The sequence below is a fragment of the Psychrobacter vallis genome (genome assembly GCF_904846715.1).
Classification (GTDB): Bacteria; Pseudomonadota; Gammaproteobacteria; order Pseudomonadales; family Moraxellaceae; genus Psychrobacter; species Psychrobacter vallis.
Map to the genome: position 1 here is coordinate 59738 of NZ_CAJHBU010000005.1, position 18004 is coordinate 77741.

At 43.3% G+C, this 18004-nt stretch carries 14 protein-coding genes and 2 pseudogenes; 9 read left to right on the plus strand and 7 right to left on the minus strand.

Going from position 1 to position 18004, the window contains the following annotated elements:
- Positions 1–19 precede the first annotated feature (19 nt).
- A complete protein-coding gene (gene ccmA / locus JMY02_RS04820; protein ID WP_201595966.1) occupies positions 20–649 on the minus strand; it encodes a heme ABC exporter ATP-binding protein CcmA in 630 nt (209 codons plus the stop codon).
- 133 nt (positions 650–782) lie between these two features.
- Here ccmA and JMY02_RS04825 point away from each other — a divergent pair, with 133 nt between their 5' ends.
- The 4 genes from JMY02_RS04825 (at position 783) to JMY02_RS04840 (ending at position 4043) form a co-directional block, all read left to right on the plus strand.
- Positions 783–1883, plus strand: coding sequence for a hypothetical protein (locus JMY02_RS04825; protein WP_227678417.1), 1101 nt, complete (start codon positions 783–785; stop codon positions 1881–1883).
- Positions 1884–1955: 72 nt separating this feature from the next.
- Complete coding sequence (locus JMY02_RS04830; protein ID WP_201595810.1) at positions 1956–2789, plus strand: type III secretion system chaperone family protein; 834 nt, start codon at positions 1956–1958, stop codon at positions 2787–2789.
- Positions 2790–2863: 74 nt separating this feature from the next.
- On the plus strand, positions 2864–3781 hold the full coding sequence (locus JMY02_RS04835) for a histone deacetylase family protein (protein WP_201595813.1): 918 nt from the start codon (positions 2864–2866) through the stop codon (positions 3779–3781).
- A 55-nt stretch (positions 3782–3836) separates the two neighbouring features.
- Entirely contained in the window at positions 3837–4043 is a 207-nt protein-coding gene (locus JMY02_RS04840) for a DUF2905 domain-containing protein (protein ID WP_201595816.1), read from the plus strand.
- 14 nt (positions 4044–4057) lie between these two features.
- Here the strand turns inward: JMY02_RS04840 and JMY02_RS04845 are convergent, their stop codons facing one another.
- The 5 genes and pseudogenes from JMY02_RS04845 to coaBC all read right to left on the minus strand — a co-directional run.
- The gene (locus JMY02_RS04845) at positions 4058–4360 is read right to left on the minus strand and encodes a hypothetical protein (protein ID WP_201595819.1); all 303 of its coding nucleotides are present in this window, start codon (positions 4358–4360) and stop codon (positions 4058–4060) included.
- A gap of 22 nt (positions 4361–4382) precedes the next feature.
- Complete coding sequence (locus JMY02_RS04850; RefSeq protein ID WP_201595822.1) at positions 4383–5762, minus strand: hypothetical protein; 1380 nt, start codon at positions 5760–5762, stop codon at positions 4383–4385.
- A gap of 72 nt (positions 5763–5834) precedes the next feature.
- Positions 5835–6620 carry a sulfite exporter TauE/SafE family protein gene (locus JMY02_RS04855; protein WP_201595825.1) on the minus strand — a complete coding sequence of 262 codons (786 nt, stop codon included), beginning with the start codon at positions 6618–6620 and terminating at the stop codon, positions 5835–5837.
- A 49-nt stretch (positions 6621–6669) separates the two neighbouring features.
- Positions 6670–7092, minus strand: a pseudogene (locus tag JMY02_RS13745) (phosphopantothenoylcysteine decarboxylase domain-containing protein); the annotation flags it as partial.
- Positions 7093–7275: 183 nt separating this feature from the next.
- A pseudogene (coaBC, locus tag JMY02_RS13750) lies at positions 7276–8049 on the minus strand (bifunctional phosphopantothenoylcysteine decarboxylase/phosphopantothenate--cysteine ligase CoaBC); the annotation flags it as partial.
- Positions 8050–8177: 128 nt separating this feature from the next.
- Here coaBC and radC point away from each other — a divergent pair.
- From radC to JMY02_RS04875, 3 genes are all read left to right on the plus strand, one after another.
- On the plus strand, positions 8178–8861 hold the full coding sequence (radC, locus tag JMY02_RS04865; protein ID WP_201595831.1) for a RadC family protein: 684 nt from the start codon (positions 8178–8180) through the stop codon (positions 8859–8861).
- 252 nt (positions 8862–9113) lie between these two features.
- A complete protein-coding gene (locus JMY02_RS04870; RefSeq protein WP_201595834.1) occupies positions 9114–12077 on the plus strand; it encodes an acyl-CoA dehydrogenase in 2964 nt (987 codons plus the stop codon).
- 355 nt (positions 12078–12432) lie between these two features.
- Positions 12433–13809, plus strand: coding sequence for a dicarboxylate/amino acid:cation symporter (locus tag JMY02_RS04875; RefSeq protein ID WP_201595837.1), 1377 nt, complete (start codon positions 12433–12435; stop codon positions 13807–13809).
- A 268-nt stretch (positions 13810–14077) separates the two neighbouring features.
- On the opposite strand, the gene JMY02_RS04880 is transcribed toward JMY02_RS04875, so the two are convergent.
- The gene (locus JMY02_RS04880) at positions 14078–14833 is read right to left on the minus strand and encodes a TSUP family transporter (protein WP_201595840.1); all 756 of its coding nucleotides are present in this window, start codon (positions 14831–14833) and stop codon (positions 14078–14080) included.
- Positions 14834–15286: 453 nt separating this feature from the next.
- On the opposite strand from JMY02_RS04880, the gene nhaA reads away from it, so the two are divergent.
- Positions 15287–16489: a Na+/H+ antiporter NhaA gene (gene nhaA, locus JMY02_RS04885; RefSeq protein WP_201595843.1), complete on the plus strand. Its 1203-nt coding sequence runs from the start codon at positions 15287–15289 to the stop codon at positions 16487–16489.
- 77 nt (positions 16490–16566) lie between these two features.
- The gene (locus JMY02_RS04890; protein ID WP_201595846.1) at positions 16567–17910 is read left to right on the plus strand and encodes an oxygenase MpaB family protein; all 1344 of its coding nucleotides are present in this window, start codon (positions 16567–16569) and stop codon (positions 17908–17910) included.
- Positions 17911–18004 lie beyond the last annotated feature (94 nt).

Consider the following 18004-nt stretch of genomic DNA (forward strand, 5'->3'; position numbering starts at 1 on the left):
TTGGTACGAAATAAACGGTCTAGATCATATATTCTGTCAAGTCGAGCACTTGATTGGCAACGCCGACTGATTGATGACTGGTCATTAAGATTGCCCCGCCAGCATTGGCAAAATCGCGTAATCGGTCTTCCATTCGCGCCACCATATCGACATCAAGCGCCGTGAAAGGCTCGTCAAGCAACCAAAGCGGTGTCACATCGGGCGTCAATAAATACAGCCGCGCAAGAGTGATACGGCGGGTTTGCCCAGCAGATAAGTGGCTTGAGCTAAGGGTCTCAAATCCTTGTAACCCTACCCAAGTGAGGGCGTCATCAATGTCAGCAGCACTTGGTGTAATACCATATAAATTCAGCAAAAACGTCAGATTTTGTGCGACAGTGAGATTGGGATGAATGCCCAGTTGGTGCGATACATATAAAGGCTGCATGGGCAAACCTGCCTTTTCTTGATAAGCAACCTCACCCGTCAGGACTGGCAATAACCCAGCCAACTGCATCAGTAGCGTCGTTTTACCCGTACCATTTGCACCAATGAGATGACAAATACTACCAGTAGATAAATTGAGCGTGACCGCTTCACATAGGGGGATTTCACCACGCTGAACCGTCAGCTCATCAAGCACAAGTAAAGGGGTTTTCAAAGCCGTCATCAAAACCTCTCGTTATTTATCAAGCGGCAGTCAATATTCATCACAAACAAACACGCTGTTCATGGCATAATACTTTATGCTTCCTACAAATACACAGTATAACAAATTGTCGATTACTATGACCTCAAAACCTATGCAGACTTCAAAAGATAGCCAAAACCAAACGCCGCCAGTAGATGCTGAACATAAGGCAGATGCTGGAAACAGCCACTCTCAGTCAAACTTGTCTGGTACACGCTTGACCATAGACGGCTTGATCGATGCCCAAGTTGAATTTATGCAGCAGTGGTTAAGCAAGCAAGCTGCGCCCTTGAGTATAGAAGCTTGGCAGTGGTTTGGTGAGCAACCCTTAAATAAATATATCAGCCGCGAGCATTTGCAGCACTTGATAAATGATTGGCTACTCAATCAGCCGATCAGTGAGGTGATGCGTACCGATATCCGCGATATCTTGCATACCGTTATTTATCATCCCGTCAATGACAACGTGCCATTATCTGAATTGGTGGATGACACGCAAGTTGAGACCCTTGCCAATTATGTCGGCAGCCATGATGAGCAGCGCAATGTCTTGATTCATACGCTGATCGGCAATGAAACCTTTGCAGACTTGCTGACGCAAACGCTATACCACGCCATCAACGACTTTATGGAAACCACATTAGATAAAGCGGGCGGCGTTGGTAAACTGATGAAACTTGGGCGCAGCTCTTTTGAAAAGGCCACCAATAGAAATCTCGATGAAAAATTGCAGGCGTATTTGCACCGTAACATTAAAGATTTGGCACGCCGAGCAGAAACCAATGCACAAGAGCATTTATCCAACGAAGAAGTCGCGCGATTAATGGTCACAGGCTGGGCTCGGATCAAAGATCAGCCTGTCAGTCATCTACAAACCTACTTGCGCGATGAGCCTGACAATAGCAGTATCGACCATATCGAAGCCAGTATCCAGCAAAGCTATAACCGCCTGCGCATGTCGCCTTATTTGCACAGTCTCGTGGCAGCCAGCATCGATACTTGGTACGCCAATCATCAAGCAGACACCATAGCAACCATCGCTGCGAGCTTATATATTGACGAGCAGGCCATGACGCAATTTAGTACCGTGCTACTGCCAATTATCTATGACGCTCTTGCAAGCCCTTGGTTTACGGCACATATCCGTGACATGTTACAAGCATTTTATAATCAGCCAAACATCAAAGAGAGTTTGACACTTAATAACGCGTAATTTGCTGTTTTGGCGTGTTTATCCATATTCACTATCACTTATGTGTCAGCCCAATATTATGAGTCCAATATTATGAACCAACGTAATAAACTCAGCTTGTGGCAAAAAATCAAACGGTTGCTGACGACTTCAGCGCCGTCATCTATTATTAATGGCACAAATAAGCCATCGCATGTATCGTCAGATAAAAGTGAAGTGACCCAATCAGCAACTGATAGCAATCAACGTAATGATACTGACAATGAAGATACTGGCATTGATGATAAAAATGACTCAAACGGTAAACTCAAAACTGGCTCTGAATCTGACGCCAAAAATCACCACGAGCATTCACCAATCACCCCTTCTGACTTGCGTGTAGGACAACAAGAGCGCAACGACACCCCCATTGTCAGTGTGCTAAAACAATACTTCAATAGCAAGCAGTGGCACTATACGCATTATCGACCCAAAACCAATGACGGCCAAAAATCACATCATTTGTCATTAAGAATGCGGCATAAACAACTAAACTGTGGCTATCTGTTTCGGGTTCAAGAGCATAATAAGCTATTGGCCGTCTATGGCATTTTGCCATTTTTGATACCAGAGAGTCATCAAAGTGCTGCGATGCTCCTCATCACTCAACTGAATTATGACATGCTGGTCGGTAATCTAGAAATGGATGTCAATGATGGCGAGATACGCTACAAAAACGCCATCGATGTTGAAGCAGTTGGTATTAATGACGACATTATCGAACATTTACTACAAGGCGTGGTTGCCATGACCACTGTCGCTCATGAATTGTTGAGTAATTTGCTCAATAATCAAGATCCTACAGAAGACTTACCAACATTGCTGATAGCGCTACGCCAACAGACAGATTCACGAACGTTCTTTTTGCCAACACAGTTCGTGCAGTAAACACCTGATGGAAATAGGGTTGATGCACTTTAAATACTCCCCAAACACGCTACCAAAAGAACCCATTTAACATTATGCTAAAAATTGCTTACTCTGATATTTTTCGTTATTCAGTACCTGAAAAACACCGCTTTCCCATGCAAAAATACACCATGATTCCTGAGCGTTTGTTGGCTGAAGGTACGATCATTACGGATAACTTCTTTGCACCTAAGCAATTAAGCGAAGACGAGATTTTGACCACGCATACGCCCGACTATTGGTCTCAGCTTAAAAACCAAACGCTGCCACGAAAAGAAGCACGCGCCATTGGCTTTGATATGACGCCATTGCTGGTAGAGCGTGGCCGTTATATTGCCCATGCGACTTATGAATGTGCGCTATATGCGCAGCAATATGGTGTGGCGATGAATGTCGCTGGCGGCACACATCACGCGTTTGCCGATCATGGTGAAGGGTTTTGTGTTTTCAATGATGTGTGTATCGCTAGCAACTTACTGCTTAATCGCGGACAAGCGCAAAAGATTCTGGTGGTTGATTTGGATGTACACCAAGGCAACGGTAATGCCAGTATCATGGCGGATGAGTCACGCGTTTTTGTCTTTAGTATGCATGGTGCCAAAAACTATCCGTTCCGCAAGCAAATCTCAGACTTGGACATTGAGTTGGACAATGAAACGGGTGATAAGGAATACTTACAGATTTTGGCCGACACGCTACCGCGCTTGATTGCTGATGTTGCGCCAGACATGATATTTTATCAATCTGCTGTCGATGTGCTCGCTACGGATAAGTTAGGAAAGCTGGGACTGACGATAGAGGGCTGCAAAGCCCGTGATGAATATGTGTTACGCCAAGCGAAATCTGCCAACATTCCTGTCGCTATTGTGATGGGTGGCGGCTATTCAGAATATATCGAAGATGTGGTAGAAGCACACTGTAATACCTTTCGTTTGGCTCAGCAGATTTATTTTGGTGAAATGGCTGATTAGGACTAGGACTTAACCTCTGACGACTCAACGGATAACGTCACAAGGCAGTATTTATATGGCAAAAATATTGATAGGCATGGGCATTGTGCTGGTTATTATCGGCGTTATTTGGCTGCTGTTTCCTAGTGCATTTTCGTGGATAGGTAATCTCCCAGGCGATATCAAACACACATCAGGCAATACGCGGGTGTATTTTCCTGTGGTCACCATGATCGTGATCAGTGTCGTCGCGACTATTCTCTTAAATATGTTTAATCGCTAAAGAATAAGTTTGTACTAACCTTTTTTAGTAACTATGTATTTGTTAATTATAAATACAAGAGCTATTAGGACTATCGATATTGAAAGTGCAATAGCTATATATAATAAAAACTGTGTATTCTGATCATCACTGATTGGAAAGCCGAAGGAAAGCCATACTGGCTCAACGACTCTATTTGATAAAGAAAAAGAAGCTATCAGTCCAAAAGTTATAGCAATTAATCTATTCATAGAATTATTGCTAACATTGTATATACGGCTCAACTCATCTAGTTGTAAGTCAAGTCTTTGATTTATTCTAGCTTCTAACTCTGGCACTCCATACTCCTTTAATGACGCATTAATAATGCTCTCTAATCTCGCCATGTCTAGGTGCGTCTTTAATATAGTTTTTGAAATCTAATATTTGGCTCCTTAACTTATTAACAGCCTTCAAATCTTTCGAGTCATTTACTTTTTGAAGTAACATCCTGTTTATCATATAACCATATTCTAAAAATTCATTTATAGCTTGTTGTCCATAAATTAAGCTACCATTATTAGAATCATTCCATTCTTTCTGCGAATCAACACCTTCTTTAGACCAGACACATAACGAGAAAGAGTCTGACAGAAATATTGAGTAATCATCAAAGTATCTATAGTCTTTGGATAAATACTGTTTGGGATTAGCCTCCTTTTGTATAAGGCGCCTTCCCATTATGCACCCTAAACTATGTCCGAAATTATTAATGTTTTCTTTAGCCGATGCTCTTTGTCCTTCAAAATGAATAATAAACGTGTAAGGCCTACCACTCCAAAAATTTCCAGCTTTGATTAACTTCTTTTGTCCGAAAAAAATATAGCTTAGACCTTGTCTGGGATTACTTGCTATATACCCAATTATCGAAAAAATAGTTTGAGCGATAGAGCTTAAATTTTCACGACTATTTTCTAAATTTATCAGTTCAGCTAACTCGAAAACAAAATCACCACTTTCTACACTCTTTTTTACATCCTGAACTGCCCGACTATGGCGATTACCTATACCTATTATTTTTAATCTTTTGTGAAATGAGTATTTAAAAGTAGACTCGTGATAAGCTTTAGCACGTAGATCTACTATGGCTAAGGGCACTTCAACAGATTCAAAACCAACCATACCTAAATTTAAATCTGAGCTGATAAAATCTGCGTAATGAACCTTTTTTTGAGGTGAGATTTCTCTATATTCGACTATGATCACGCCGTTTCTATATAACTTTATTGTTAGGTATAGGTGGTAGTTAACTTGTTTTTCTTCTGAAAATGCTTTGATAAGCCCTACCGATATTCTTATATAATCTGTTAGAAAACTATCTTCAAAAACAATTAATTCATTCATTCTGAATTGAATAGATTGATACCATGACTCTTGAGCATAATCATTTAGTTGATTAAGAATATTGTCAGAATTTTTTCCGACCAAGTTTACTCTAGTTCTACCGGATTCAATTCCGTAGATAGTTTCGCCAGACAATACTCTTCCATCTGACTTAAACCAAGTTGTACCATCTCTATGTAGAATACAGGGAGCAAAATCATTATCGACAAGCGCTGCTGCAACTTCATAAAGATTTAAATCATCCACATCTAAAAAGCTTGTATAAGTATGAAAAATGCTCCATTCATCGAGAATTAGGCTTTCTTCATTACTTCTCCGTAATTTACTACCTAATGCTCTAATGGAATCTAGATTCATAAATTATTTTAGCCGATAAATATATAGTTATCTAAAGGGAGTATTATTTCAATGAGGCATAAAAAGAACGTTTTATGACAAAATCGCTGCAATTCCCTGCCAACCCACACGTATCCCAAGTACGGTTAAAATCACTAAAATAAGCTGACGAAAGCGTGCTTGCGGTAAGTAACGACGTAGACGAATCCCGACTAACAGAGCGACGATAGACAAAACGCTCAACAATACAATGATTTGCCACTCACCACTGCTCAGCGCCATAATCGGCTCGCGTAAGACAATAATTTGGGCGATTTTACCCAAAAAATAGCACATGTTGCCGACCTTGGCGACCGTGTTTTTATCATCGCTTGCAGACAATAAGTACATCATCAAGATAGTCGACATGGCATTGGTTGACCCGCCAATGACGCCGGCGCTAAAACCAACAGCGATCAGCACAGGCTTGGTATCCGGTAAGCGAATCTGTTTACCAAGAAGGCTACTTATCACATAGAAGCCAATGACTGCTGCCAATACCAGTAAAATATAAGCACTATCTACCCATAATAATAACTTTGCACCCAAAATACTGCCGAGTAAGCTGGTCAACGCCAGCAACCAATAGCGTCTGCCGTAATAAATAAAGTTTTGCCAAATGGTGCGACCGCCACCCGCCAGCCAAGTCATTGCATTGAGCAATAAAGAGGGAAAGATGGTTAGCACGATGGCATAAGGCAACGGGTACATACTGGCAAGCGCCGTAGTCGTCACCAACGTCACGCCCAACCCGCTAATACCATGTAACAATGAGGCCAGTGCAAAGACTGCCACCAGCAATAGCGTCTGTGCGCTATCGTTACCGATTATTTCGGTCATATTTGTCGCACCATTTAAGGCTTAGTGCCCATACTTAATAACGACCTGACTAACCATTGTGACGTTGCCAGATTGACTCACCAATGATGCCAGCCAATTGCTCAGCAATCTTATCTTTGCTTGCTTTTTCAAGTGTTAGCGCCTCTTTCTCGTATCGATCTGAGAAGAACACCTGCATCGCATTGTCATCACTAGCAAAACCAATATCTGCTCGTGAGACATCATTACAAGCAATTAAATCGAGATTTTTAGAAACGAGCTTACCACGCGCATAACGCTCCACGTCTTGCGTTTCTGCCGCAAAGCCAACGACAAACAACTCTGGATGAGTAAGCGAAATAGTTGCCAAAATATCAGGATTTTTAACCAAGCTCAGCATCATAGCATCTTGCGTTTTTTTGATTTTTTGCGGAGCTGCTTCTTCGGTGCGATAATCAGCCACCGCCGCAGTTGCAATAAAGATATCCGCCACTCTCACGCTATCATCGACAGAAACGCTAGTCGTATTTTCCTCATCTTGCTCCTCATCGCAATCACAGTCATGAGAGTGATGATGGTCATGGTCATGACTATGATCGTGTGAATGGTCGTGATCATCTTCAAAAATATATTGTAGCTCGCTATGCGTGCCATCCACACATTGCTGTGATGCAAGCAACATTTCTTGGGCAGACAACACATTAATACGTGTGACATTAAGTGGTGTGGGCAATGCCACCTTACCACCAGCGATTAAGATAACTTCTGCCCCAGCCGCCACACAAGCGCGTGCTAACGCAAAGCCCATTTTGCCCGTAGAGTGATTGGACAAATAGCGTACCGGATCGATGGCTTCAACTGTCGCGCCTGCGGTAATTACGACCCTTTTGCCTGCCAATAGCTGCGGCGTTGTTTGCATCGCATTAAATAGCGATATCTCAGCCAATAGCTGCTCAGGTTCAGGTAAACGTCCTGCCCCCACATCCCCGCAAGCTTGCTCACCGCTTGCTGGTTGAATGATCTGATAATTCATATCCAGCAGTGTTTGTACGTTCAGATTCACCGCTGGGTGTGCCCACATTTGCTGGTTCATCGCAGGCGCGATGATGACGGGCGCTGTCGTTGCCAGACATACTGTGGTCAATAAGTCATCTGCCATACCCATCGCCAGACGGGCAAGTGTATTGGCAGAGGCTGGTGCAATGACGATTAAATCTGCCCATTTGGCCAGTTCAATATGCCCCATTCCTGCCTCAGCTCGCTCATCAAGTAACGAGATATGAACCTCATTACCCGTCAAGGCCTGCAATGTCAAAGGAGTGATAAAGGCTTGTGCACCTGTGGTCATAATGACACGCACATCAAAGCCCGCCTTCATTAAAAGACGAGCAAATATAGCAGATTTATAAGCGGCGATGCCGCCTGTGATAGCAAGCACAATATTTGACATAAGCATGGCATCAATAAAAAAGTTGAAAGATAAAATTGCGCTTATAGTAACAATTATGAGATAAATTGGGTAAAATTTTCCGCATTTAACTGAGGTATTTGTTATCAGCCTCTACTCAAGGAGAGATAATGGCCATTAAAGACTGGCATGAAGACGATAGACCCCGCGAAAAGCTATTGAAATTTGGCGCAGCACATCTTACTGATGCAGAGATCTTGGCGATATTTTTACGTACAGGCACACAGTCACAATCAGCCATTGAGCTGGCGCGTCATCTTATTGCGCAATTTGGTAGCTTGGCAGAGCTGTTGGCAGCGCCTCAGGACATCGTCCTTGCGTGTCATGGCATCGGGCCTGCTAAGTACTCGCAGATATTGGCATCGCTTGAGATGGGAACACGATATTTAGACAGCCAGCTCAAAACAGGTCAAGCGCTTGGGCGCTCACAAGCGGTCAAAGAGTATATCAGTACGCAGTTGCGCGGTGAGCATCGTGAGGTCTTTGCCGTGCTTTGCTTGGACAATGCGCTTAACCTCTTAAACTTTGAGATACTGTTTACTGGTGGCATCTCATCTTGTTCTGTCTGTATCAAACACGTATTGCGCCATGCCTTGAGCCACGCCGCCAGCCAGCTAATCGTTGCACACAATCACCCGCATACCAATGCGACGCCCTCTACCGCAGATAACTTATTAACTTATGAGCTAAAAAAGGCCTGTGATTTGTTAGACATAGCGCTCGTCGATCACATCATCGTTGGCCGTAATGAAACCTTATCTTATGCCGAAAGCTGCTTAGCACCTTTTGGTTAATAGGCGCTCTTAACGACTTATCATCTATTAATTAGTGCTATGAGCCATTGAAATGTGATACATATTATCGACACAGCGTAGCATTTCACCTATTGATAGTTATAAGTAACTGTTTCATATTGTTAAGCAATCGTATCTTTTATTGATCGAAAAATAAGTAAAGCAGCTATTAGAACAATAATTATAGTGATCTAAAAAAACTCATTCATATATTTTTCACGCTTATGGTTTAGCGTTACAAAGGAGATAGTCATGGCCATTGGCTTATTTATTTTGGCAGTCATCATTCAATTAGCCGTGGTCTTGGCCATCTTTTTGTTGTCTTTATCTCGTGTGACTGGCAGCGTGGTTGCTCTTGTAACCATCATCGTAACAGCGATCATCAGTCCATGGTCACTCCTTTTAGGCATACCCATTGCGCTACTCTGCTTGGTGCTGCTCGTCACCCCTATTCGGCAATCCCTGATTACCAAACCTGTTTATAAAGCGTTGGGCGGTGCGATGCCTAGTATGAGCGATACCGAGCGTGAAGCGCTAGACGCTGGTACCAGTTGGTGGGAAAAAGAGCTGTTTATGGGTGCACCCAATTGGGATACGTTTGCCAGCTATCCTTATCCAAAGCTATCAGAAGAAGAACAAAGCTTCATTGACAATGAAGTAGAAACACTCTGTGCCATGCTTGATGAATGGAAAATCCAGCATGAAGATAAAGATCTATCGCCTGAAGCGTGGCAATTTATCAAGAGTAATGGCTTTTTGGGTTTAATCATTCCAAAAGAATTTGGTGGTTTAGAATTTAGCTCTTATGCCCAGAGCCGTGTCATGAGTAAAATCGCCTCGCGTTCACCGACAGCTGCTGTCACCTGTATGGTGCCAAACTCGCTCGGTCCTGGTGAGCTGTTGATGCATTATGGTACAGATGAACAAAAACAACGCTGGCTACCCGGCCTTGCCAAAGGCGATGAAGTACCTTGTTTTGGTTTGACTGGTCCTGAGGCCGGTTCCGATGCAGGTGCGATTCCTGATACAGGCGTGGTTTGCTACGGCATGCACGAGGGCGAGCAAATGCTTGGTCTACGTATGAATTTCTCTAAGCGCTGGATTACCTTAGCGCCTATTGCCACGGTTGTGGGCTTGGCATTCAAGATGCACGATCCAGAAGGATTGCTTGGCGATCCTCAAAAAACTGATTACGGTATTACTTGTGCACTCGTACCAGCCAGCCATAAAGGAGTCATTATAGGGCCACGCCACAACCCAATTGGCTCACCGTTTATGAACGGTACGGTTGATGGTAAAGATGTCTTTATCCCATTAGATTACATCATCGGTGGTGTTGAAAACGCAGGTCGCGGTTGGCGTATGCTTATGGAGTGCTTAGGCGTTGGTCGCGGCATCTCGCTACCAGCATTATCGACCTCAGCCAGCGAAATGACGTATTTGTCAGTTGGTGCTTTTGCCAAAGTGCGCGAACAGTTCAAAATTTCGGTCGGTAAGTTTGAAGGCGTGCAAGATGCCACCAGCCGTATGGCCAGTAACACTTATATGTTAGAAGCATTCCGTCATCTGGTGACGTGTGGACTGAATCAAGGTGGTACGCCATCGGTTATGACGGCCATGGCAAAATATTATGCGACTGAAACCATGCGTAGTGTGGTCAATGATGGTATGGATGTCGTTGGTGGTCGTGCGGTACAGATGGGACCACGTAACTTTTTGGCAACACCTTATCAAGCGATTCCAGTCTCTATTACTGTTGAGGGTGCTAATATCTTAACACGCTCACTGATGATCTTTGGTCAAGGTGCCATGCGTTGCCACCCGTACCTATTTGATGAGTTACAACTACTACAAAGTGAAGATAAAGAAGGCGCACTTAAGCAGTTCGACATCCTTTTCTTTAAACATTTGGGCTATACCTTTAACCGCGGAGCAAAAGCCTTTGTGGCAGGCTATGTCGGCGGTAGCAATGATGCGCCAAGCTTCGCTGATGCCTTTACCCGTCCTTATTACAAGCACATCAATCGCTTAAGTGCGAGCTTTGCTTTGACTGCTGATATGGCATTAGGGTTGCTCGCTGGTGATCTAAAACGTAAAGAGATGCTCTCTGGTCGCTTGGCTGATATTCATGGCCATTTATTTATCGCGACGGCTATTTTACAGTTTTATGAGCATGGTACAAAGTCAGACTCTGAGCGCTTGCATGCTGAAGTGGCACTCCAAAATAGCTTTTACACAATTCAAGAAGCGTTTTTGTCATTCTTTGCCAACTTCCCAAATCGTATGGCAGCGAGTGTGGTGAGTTTTGTGACTTTCCCAAGTGGTCGTATCTTTACCCCGCCAAGTGACGAGCTAAAACGTCAATTGGGGGATACCTTTATGGACGATTTTGCAGCGAATCCATTCCGCGATTATCTTAAAACCATGGTTTATTACAATACTGACGCAGATGATGTTACTGGGCGTATGGAAAATGCTTATCAGACGCTCATTGGTATAGAACCCTTATGGCAAAAATTCAAGAAGGCTGAACATAAAGACAATTTTGAAGGTCTTACTTTTGAGGATCATGTGGTTGATGCCAGCCAAAAAGGCGACATTACTGAAGAAGAAGCAGAAGTGCTCATTCAATACAATGCCCTTCGTTTTGATTCGCTGTTGACCGATGTGTTCGATGAGCATTTATTAAAAGCACTAGAACGTAGTAATCCTCACAGCCTTGAGAATGCCGTACAACAGCTGACAGACTATGCGCAATTAAAAAATGAGGCGCAAGCCAAACACGGTATCGTGCCTAATAATGAGGTCGCCTCTGATAACTTGGCGGCACCTAATAGCGCCGATGAAAAGATTGGTGATGCCAATCCCAACCACGGTTATGAGAGTGATGGTGATGTAGAAATGGTCTCTGAGCAAGACACGGCGCAAGAGGTACAGGCTCAGACTGATTTTGCTGATTCTAGTCCTAAAGCAGAAGCGCTTGACCATCGCCATCGCGACGCCGCGACACATTTAAATGAGCGCATGAGTAGCAATCATAGTCTGAATAAATATAGCACTGATGCTACTGAGACTGAGCATGTAGACAACGCTGAAAAACATGATCACTCAGACATTACGAAAGAGTCGATTAGCAACCCTTCTATAGACGAGACTTCTACTCCTGATACCAAATGGCAAGACGGTCTACGTCGTGACGAAAGTGACAAGGTCTAAAAGTAGAGAACTTACTGAGTGTATCCCTATCACCTGATATAAAAAGGCTGTCCAAATTGGGCGGCCTTTTTGTTTGTGAATGACACGTTTAATGATTATTAGAGATGAAGCCTTGTAGCATTTACCTTTTTTGACCACAAAAAACCTGCGTATATGGCTGAAATCTTACGCTTGCTTTGGCTAAATTATAAAAAAACATTGCAGTATCCTTAACAATTATTTTATATTGTGCAAGAAATTGACACAAACTGACTGAAAAAATTCACAAACGCAAAAAAATCAAGGATAGAAGCAGCAACCATCGATATGTTGCGTCAGTCTGATACTTGGCATTGCGTACAAAAGGATAGAGTTTATGTGGAAAAATATGGGACTGACAGGCAAGATCATTGTTGCCATGGTGCTCGGTATCATACTCGGTTTATTTATAAACTATTCAGGACTGAATGCTGAAGGCGGGTTTGTTCATACGTATATTACCAACGGTTTCCTCGCTATCGTTGGCAAGTTGTTTGTTAACTCACTAAAAATGTTGGTTGTCCCCTTAGTACTTATCTCGTTGATTTGCGGCGTTTGCGGTATTGGTGATATCCGCTTGCTTGGTCGTATTGGGAGCAAGACGTTTTTTATCTACATGATGACAACGGCATTAGCGATTGCCACCGCGATTGGCCTTGGCCTGTTGTTTGGTATCGGTAAAGGCATGGATATCGAAACGGAAGCGGCATTTGAAGCGGAGTCTGCACCGCCTCTGTTAGATGTGTTTGCCAATATCATTCCATCAAACCCCATCAGCGCGATGGCGAATGGCGATATGCTGTCGATTATTTTCTTTGCTATCTTAATCGGTATCAGTATTTTGATGGTGGGTAAGCCCGCCAAAGGCTTGGTACAAAGTTTAGAGCTGATTAATGAAGTCATCCTAAAGATGGTGACCATCATTATGAATCTTGCACCATACGGTGTTTTTGCCCTTTTGACCAAAGCCATGGCTGAGCTTGGCTTAGACCTTATCTGGTCATTACTTGGTTATGTTGCTGTGTTGGTTGGCTCACTGGCTTTCCACTTTTTTATTACCATGATGATTGTACTCAAGCTTTTTTCAGGCTTGTCTATCAAGACTTTTTTGGTGAAAATGCGCGAAGTACAAATTTTTGCGTTTAGTACGTCAAGCTCGAATGCGACGATTCCTATTACCTTGCGTACCGTCACCAAGCGCATGGGCGTTGATAACTCAGTTGCTTCGTTTACGGTTCCTTTTGGCGCAACCATCAACATGGATGGTACGGCTATCATGCAAGGAACAGCGACCATTTTCATTGCCAATATTTATGGCATCGATTTGAGCGTGACCGACTATCTGGTCGTTATTCTAATGTCAGTGTTGGCCTCTATCGGCACCGCTGGTGTCCCTGGCGTTGGTTTGATTATGTTGTCCATGGTGTTTGCCCAAGTCGGCTTACCTATCGAAGGTATTGGTTTAATATTGGGTGTGGATCGTATCCTTGATATGTTACGTACTGCAGTGAACGTCGGTGGCGATGCAGCAGTAACGGCCATTGTGGCAAAATCAGAAAATAAAATGGATATCGCTATTTATAACGATCCTGATGCAGGCACTAAAGACGTATTCGATGGTCATATCGATGAAAACAATGAGCGTGAGTTTTCTGAAGTCTTCAGTGATGGCGTAATGGGTAGTGAGTACGATAATGTTGATCGTCGGCGCTAATAATTTATATTAAATACCTATCGATAAAAAAACCTCAGTCACATAATCTTATGGACTGAGGTTTTTTTGTCGATAAGATGAACATATCGTCGCTCATTGCTATCGCTTAACGCCACTTTATATAGTTGAACTACTTTAAAGTCGCTACAGTATTGCTGGTGTAAATTTTTTGCAGCCTCTGTCTGCGCAGGCACAGCAAGCAAGAAAAATTTGTACCAGCAATACGTGCTGTATCGATATTACTTTTCATCGAATATAATTAACGGCATTATCCCATAACGTACTTGGTTATCATTGCCAAGCATACCAGTACAATCAATGGTCGAATCAGTTTGCTACCGCCTTTGACCACCATATGAGAACCAAAATACGCCCCTATTGCTTGTCCAACCATCATGGCCAGCCCTACTTTCCACAAGACATTGCCACCTAGGATAAAAAATATCAATGAACCAATATTGGTAGACAAGTTCAATACCTTGGCAGCGCCTGTCGCTTCGACAATTTGCCGACCGCGTAACGCCACATTGCCCAGCGCAAAAAACATTCCAGTTCCTGGACCAATATAGCCATCATAAAAACCGATTAATGGTGCAGCCACTTTTTGCCACTTCCCTTCTGAGATACGCGGCGCGGCTTCTACTTCGCCAAGTTTGGGTGCAAACAACGTATAAATACCAATGGCTGCAATCAAAAATGGAATCAGTTTTTCGAGCATATCTGGCGGTGACATTTGCACAGCGATCGTTCCGATTACCGAACCGATAAAAGCGGTAATAATCGCGACTTTAATACGCTGAGGCTTGATAACGCCTTTTCTGATCATGGTAATCGACGCGGCAAGCGCACCTGAGGCTGCTTGTAACTTATTGGTGCCCAGTGTTAAAACTGGTGGAATATTAGCAAGCAGCATGGCTGGTATGGTTAATAAACCGCCACCACCAGCGATGGCGTCAATAAAACCTGCCAGCGCTGCCACAACGGTGAGCATTAAGATGATTTCTAAAGAGAGTGATAAGTCCATGACGCTGACCTGCAAAATTTATAATAGAAAAAAGCCTGTAAAAGGCAGGCTAAAGTGATCACCATTGGTCAAGGTTTGAGATTTTTGACACATGCTAGAAAGATAGGTGCGCATTACGTAACATGAGCCATTATAAAGATAAAAATGTAAAAAAAGCCAAAAACGTAAAAAAGTCTGGTAAATTTGCTTAATAGCTCAATTAATTCTTCAAAATAAGTAGGGCTTGCATAGGTAGACTTAACGACTTGTAACTACCTTAGTACTTATATTACCTTTATAATATCGTTGTTATTGATATGACAAGATAAGCTCATGACTTTGAGTTGACGTATTTTCTTGTCTATAGTAATGAGAGTATGAGAAACTGTTCTTGTCTATTTGCTGCGTTGTTATCAGCAGTAATATAGATATTTGAGGTTATTTAATACATTGTGTTTAGTAAATGAGGATGATATGGCAATACGAAGGATTAAGGCATTTTTTGAATTTGAGGCAGCAGGCGGTATCGTCTTAGCATTGGCTGCCGTTGCTGCGATGATTATTGCTAACTCCCCTCTTAATGTTTGGTACGAAGGATTTATCCACGCACCCGTTGTGATTCAAATCGGTGATTTTGGGATTGCCAAAGATGCGCATCACTGGATCAATGACGGTTTGATGGCTATATTCTTCTTTTTGGTTGGGCTTGAGCTTAAGCGAGAAGTGTTGGTCGGTGAGTTGTCTAACGTTAAACAAATTATATTACCAGCGGGTGCAGCAGTAGGCGGCATGATTATGCCAGCAGCTGTCTATCTACTGTTTAACTATAATGAGCCTGAGTTTTGGAAAGGTTGGGCCATTCCAGCAGCGACAGATATTGCGTTTGCACTTGGTATCTTGAGTCTACTCGGTAACCGTGTCCCCAACTCCCTAAAAGTATTTTTGGTATCCATTGCCATTTTTGATGATATTGGCGCAATTTTAATCATCGCGTTATTTTATACGAGTGACTTATCCTTAGCTTCACTTGCTATTGCAGGCTTATGCTTGCCTTTCCTTTACTTGCTCAATCGTCGTAACGTTACCAGACTCACACCGTACCTATTTATCGGTGTCATTATGTGGATTGCGGTGCTTCAATCAGGTATTCACGCTACCTTAGCTGGTGTAGTCTTGGCACTCTTTATCCCTATGTTTGACCGTACTGATCCTGAGCATTCTCCGCTTGAAGAGTTGGAGCATGACTTACATACGACCGTGGCGTTTGGTATTTTGCCGTTATTCGCGTTTGCTAACTCTGGCATCTCGCTCGAAGGTGCAGGTATATCTGAGCTATTTCATTCCGTCCCACTTGGTATTGCGGCTGGTCTGTTTATCGGAAAACAACTGGGCATCATGTTCATGTGCTGGTTGATCTTTAAGCTTGGTCTCTCAACCATGCCAAAAGGTATGGATTATAAGCAAATATATGGCGCCTCTTTATTGTGTGGTGTGGGCTTTACCATGAGCTTATTTATCGGCGGCTTGGCATTTGCTGGTGACAACCCCCTATTTGATGAACGCCTAGGTATTATTATGGGTTCAATCGTCTCAGGTGTGGTAGGTTATATGATGCTTAAGGCAAGCTTAAAAGATGATGCCAGCAAGACGTCAGTCGACTTGATTCACCCGCATTGATAATACAATGCGCTGTGAGTCAGCGGCATAATCCAAAGCGTTTAAAAGCAAGGGTGCTTGACGAATAAGGTTACTTAATGAGCATGGATCAGAACAATCCCGCAAGTATCTTAACTGACCGTCAGCACCGTCAATCGACTGATGGTTATCAGCGTCATGGACGCACCACCGCTATTGACGACCATAGCGATCTGCAAGTGTTAAAACGGATCAAACGGTATCTATTGCCAAAAGACTTTGTTATCTCGCAAGCTTTGTTAAATGAGATGGTCGCAGGTTATGATATTGGTGATCCGCTTGCAGATGCATTGGCCGCTGAAGGCGTTCGTTTTGCGAAGCCTTTACAGCAACTCATTATCAGCAATCACTTCGATAATGATCTCAGTAAAAACCCCACTTTTAGCACACTGACGGAGCAATTTAGCAGCCATCCCATTTGGTTTGAGCCTAAACTTGCTCAAATTGGTGCTGTCGCCTATCGACGCTATCCGCTGATGCTGATTTGGCTTTTGCGTAACGTTGCGCTAATGGCGGGCTATAGTATTCCAGCCTTGTCACTGCCGCTGATTCAGACGGGCGCGCTGATGCACGACGCCTTGCCGCGTTTGATGCGTACTTATGCTTATATTCTAGCCGTCTCTGAACATCCACAGTCAAATATGAGCGTGCGCAATAACCACCAACCTATTGATCAAGTATTGGCCATTGGTTCTGAAGGCTGGCGACAATCTATCAAGGTACGTCAGATTCATACCTTAGTACGTCAAAACCTCCTCAAAGGCAAAGGCAGTGCAGCTACAAGCGTCATAGCAGATATTGATCAACACCACAATCCAGATGGCAGTTGGAATACGGCTTATTGGGGTGTACCGATTAATCAAACTGATATGATTGCCACGCATTTGCAGTTTTCATTGTTAATTATGCGTGGGTTAAGACTGCTTGGTGCGCGAATCAGCAAGGAGGAAGCCGAAGGTATTCTACACCTCTGGAATCTTGCCAGTTATTGGATGGGCGTTGATTTACAGCGCTTACCAAAAGATGAAGCGGCGTGTTGGGAGTGGCTCTATACGTATTTGTCCATTCAGCAGCTTGATTTTAAAATGGGAAAGCCATTGGCAAAAGCCCTGCACGATTTACCGCGTCAGCTCATGGGTGAGGACAATCGCCGCGGTCGTTTCGTTGAGATGGTCAATGCCAGCGTGACACGCACTCTGGTGGGTGATGATATTGGCGACGGACTGGATTTACCAAAATCTAAGATACGTTTTGGCGTACTGTCCTCAGTGCCAATCTTGTTTGCGCTTGATACCGCGCGTCAGCACAATCAAATCGTTGACAGAAAATTAGAAGCGTTCCGTGCTAAGCGCCAAGACAATATGAACTGGTGGCTAAAGAAAAACGATGACTATTATCAGTAGATGCTAGGGCGTGTTTGATTATTCGACCATGGCACTGACAGAGATTATTTTTTAGGCGATTCAAAGGTAAAAATAGTAAGTATAGTCATTCTAT

What these genes read in the sequence shown, in the direction of transcription:
- ccmA (WP_201595966.1), bottom strand. Translation starts at nt 649, where the DNA reads ATGACGGCTTTGAAAACCCCTTTACTTGTGCTTGATGAGCTGACGGTT.
- JMY02_RS04825 (WP_227678417.1), top strand. Translation starts at nt 783, where the DNA reads ATGCAGACTTCAAAAGATAGCCAAAACCAAACGCCGCCAGTAGATGCT.
- JMY02_RS04830 (WP_201595810.1), top strand. Translation starts at nt 1,956, where the DNA reads ATGAACCAACGTAATAAACTCAGCTTGTGGCAAAAAATCAAACGGTTG.
- JMY02_RS04835 (WP_201595813.1), top strand. Translation starts at nt 2,864, where the DNA reads ATGCTAAAAATTGCTTACTCTGATATTTTTCGTTATTCAGTACCTGAA.
- JMY02_RS04840 (WP_201595816.1), top strand. Translation starts at nt 3,837, where the DNA reads ATGGCAAAAATATTGATAGGCATGGGCATTGTGCTGGTTATTATCGGC.
- JMY02_RS04850 (WP_201595822.1), bottom strand. Translation starts at nt 5,762, where the DNA reads ATGAATCTAGATTCCATTAGAGCATTAGGTAGTAAATTACGGAGAAGT.
- JMY02_RS04855 (WP_201595825.1), bottom strand. Translation starts at nt 6,620, where the DNA reads ATGACCGAAATAATCGGTAACGATAGCGCACAGACGCTATTGCTGGTG.
- radC (WP_201595831.1), top strand. Translation starts at nt 8,178, where the DNA reads ATGGCCATTAAAGACTGGCATGAAGACGATAGACCCCGCGAAAAGCTA.
- JMY02_RS04870 (WP_201595834.1), top strand. Translation starts at nt 9,114, where the DNA reads ATGGCCATTGGCTTATTTATTTTGGCAGTCATCATTCAATTAGCCGTG.
- JMY02_RS04875 (WP_201595837.1), top strand. Translation starts at nt 12,433, where the DNA reads ATGTGGAAAAATATGGGACTGACAGGCAAGATCATTGTTGCCATGGTG.
- JMY02_RS04880 (WP_201595840.1), bottom strand. Translation starts at nt 14,833, where the DNA reads ATGGACTTATCACTCTCTTTAGAAATCATCTTAATGCTCACCGTTGTG.
- nhaA (WP_201595843.1), top strand. Translation starts at nt 15,287, where the DNA reads ATGGCAATACGAAGGATTAAGGCATTTTTTGAATTTGAGGCAGCAGGC.
- JMY02_RS04890 (WP_201595846.1), top strand. Translation starts at nt 16,567, where the DNA reads ATGAGCATGGATCAGAACAATCCCGCAAGTATCTTAACTGACCGTCAG.